The sequence below is a fragment of the Eudoraea sp. genome, from assembly GCF_049669105.1.
Classification (GTDB): Bacteria; Bacteroidota; Bacteroidia; order Flavobacteriales; family Flavobacteriaceae; genus Eudoraea.
This window is the reverse complement of record NZ_JBATKE010000121.1, coordinates 1-1,581: the sequence shown is the minus strand read 5'-3', so window position 1 is coordinate 1,581 and position 1,581 is coordinate 1. Positions and strand designations below refer to the sequence as shown.

Here is a 1,581-nt window from a genome sequence, read left to right as displayed (position 1 = left end):
CGGGTAGCCCGGCGCTTGGCGCAGAAAGCTTAGCGAACGCACACAATGAGAACCCATCTCTGTCGACCGGCCGCTATGCCGTTGGCGGGTTAGTTTCTTCCTCTACCTCCGCGCGCAACCGATGTAGTCGTAGCGCGTTGGCTGCGAGTACTGAGCTGCTGCTTGCGTACACGTGAATCGCGGGTGGAGAAACGATTCACTGAATCTGCACCGTTTCCCTGCCTCACGAAATCACGAAACGCTGTATTGTCGCCACGAGTTTCTACCCGGGTGTTGTGGATGTCATTGGGCATGTTCGCCCAGCCTTCTCCCCACTTGCTGTTGTGGTCGCCGAACGCGGCCATTGACCCGCTGCCCGCGGTGATAAATAACAGGGTCAGAGCTGATTTTTTCAACATGTCGTTGATCCTTTAACGTTTGTGACATCTGTATAGACGTTTGAGATCGCAAAAGGTTGACCCCGCCCGACTACGGGATTTCCACTATATCTATCCACCCGGACGGGATCAGTCGAGCGCACTAGAAACCTTGGATTGGAGTCGCGCTTTCTGCTACTTTAAACGATCGTTTTATGTAGCGGCGGTGAGTGATGCCCAACCCAACTCGAGCCCTTAGAGCCGATTCCCGTCAGACCCGGGAAACCATATTGAAGGTTTCTGTCGATCTGTTCGGCGATAACGGCTTTGAGGCGACATCAATGCGCTGCATCGCGGACGCGGCCGGGGTCAATCTCGCCGCCACCAATTATCATTTCGGCTCTAAGGCTCAACTTTTCGAAGAGACCTTCAATTACTGCGTCGCGCCGCTCAACGACGAGCGCGTTCGCCGGCTTGACGCTCTGGAAGCCGATCCAGAGGTGCTCACCATCGAGTCGATCGTCCGAGCCTTTGTCGACCCTGGCATCGCCCTGGAAGGCAGGGCGGAGCTGGCGCGTCTGGTCGCTCGAATCTTTGTCGAGCCGAAAACGCTGTCCAGGCCGTTGCTCGAGCAGGCTTTCGCGCCAACGGTCGAACGATTTTTTTCGGCGCTACGCAGAGTGCTGCCTGGGGTAGAGCCCCGTCAGATCGAATGGCGCTTCCATTTTCTGATTGGTGCGATGCTCCAGTTCACCCGATTCGAAGAACCGCTGAATGTGTTCGGCTCCGGTTCGTCGAATTCGGATTCGCCGGGTCAAGGATTGGAAGAACTGGTGCGGTTCGTCACCGCAGGCCTGTGTCAGGACTGCCGCAAGACGGTCACAGAGGGAGTGACGCAATGAAGTTCCTGATGCCCGTCATGGTCCTGATGGGTGGGATTGCAGCCGCGGCGTTGCTCATTGTTACCGGGCCTGAAATTCAACCTCAATCGTCGGAACTGGTTGCTCCTCTGGTGCGATTCGTTGTGGCGGATCCACAGACGCGGCAACTCAGCGTGCGCACCCATGGCACGGTCGTTCCCCGTACGGAAAGTGAGTTGGTTCCGGAAGTCGACGGGCGAATAATCGAGATGTCGCCGGCCCTCGTGTCTGGCGGCTTTTTCAGCAAAGGCGATGTGCTGTTTCGAATCGATCCACTGGACTACGAGGTCAACCTGGAGCAGGCT

At 56.9% G+C, this 1,581-nt stretch carries 2 protein-coding genes and 1 pseudogene; 2 read left to right on the top strand and 1 reads right to left on the bottom strand.

Going from position 1 to position 1,581, the window contains the following annotated elements; translation table 11 throughout:
• Window positions 1-89: 89 nt before the first annotated feature.
• Window positions 90-398, bottom strand: a complete 309-nt coding sequence (locus WBM60_RS10415) for a hypothetical protein (RefSeq protein WP_424283045.1) — start codon at window positions 396-398, stop codon at window positions 90-92.
• Window positions 399-646: 248 nt separating this feature from the next.
• Between WBM60_RS10415 and WBM60_RS10410 the strand changes: the two genes are divergently transcribed.
• Together WBM60_RS10410 and WBM60_RS10405 are read left to right on the top strand one after the other, a co-directional pair.
• A complete protein-coding gene (locus tag WBM60_RS10410) occupies window positions 647-1,258 on the top strand; it encodes a TetR/AcrR family transcriptional regulator (protein ID WP_424283044.1) in 612 nt (203 codons plus the stop codon).
• Window positions 1,255-1,581, top strand: a pseudogene (locus WBM60_RS10405) (hypothetical protein); the annotation flags it as partial. The gene WBM60_RS10410 and the pseudogene WBM60_RS10405, both read left to right, overlap by 4 nt.